This window comes from Wolbachia endosymbiont of Pentidionis agamae, assembly GCF_036711655.1.
Lineage (GTDB): Bacteria > Pseudomonadota > Alphaproteobacteria > Rickettsiales > Anaplasmataceae > JAZHPY01.
This window is the reverse complement of record NZ_JAZHPY010000147.1, coordinates 1-698: the sequence shown is the minus strand read 5'-3', so window position 1 is coordinate 698 and position 698 is coordinate 1. Positions and strand designations below refer to the sequence as shown.

Here is a 698-nt window from a genome sequence, read left to right as displayed (position 1 = left end):
TGAAGTTTTTGCAAAATAAGTGGTACTTTGATGAAATATATGAGTTTATTATAGTAATGCCAGTAAGATTTATCTCTAAAGTTCTATGGAGGTGTGATGTTAAGGTTATTGATGCATTTGGACCAAAAGGCGCTATCAAATTAGTTAATGAATGTTCAAAAAGTTCTGTAAAATTACAAACTGGTTATATATTTGATTATGCGCTGACCTTATTTACTGCTTTAATAGTAGGTGCAATCTATACAATATTTTATGTTACATTGCGATAATATAGTGTTATTCTCTACGTTTTTATTTCCTTTGATTGGTGCAGCTATCTTGTCACTAATGAAAATCGATCATAAGTCATTTTATTTCAAGTGTGTCGCTATAGTATTTACTATATTGTCTCTGGTATTGAATTTTATAATCACAGTAAAGTTTAATTATTGTGATGCAAGTTTTCAATTTGTAAGTTTCTTAACTAAAGATATTCAAGTAGGAATAGATGGAATATCTCTTTCCTTTCTTTTACTTTCTAACTTTTTATTTTTCATTTGTGCACTCTATAACTGCCAAGAAAATTACCTAAATCTTAAATCATATCTAGCACTGTTCTTATTGCTTCAGGCTTTCGTAAATGGTTTCTTTATTTCGCTTAACACTATAAGTTTTTATATATTCTTCGAAGCAGTTTTAATTCCAATGTTTTTTATAAT

At 27.9% G+C, this 698-nt stretch carries 2 pseudogenes; both read left to right on the top strand.

The window, feature by feature from the left end:
• Window positions 1–269 (top strand): annotated as a pseudogene (locus V6U76_RS05380) (NADH-quinone oxidoreductase subunit L); the annotation flags it as partial.
• Window positions 253–698: pseudogene (locus tag V6U76_RS05375) on the top strand (NADH-quinone oxidoreductase subunit M); the annotation flags it as partial. The pseudogenes V6U76_RS05380 and V6U76_RS05375, both read left to right, overlap by 17 nt.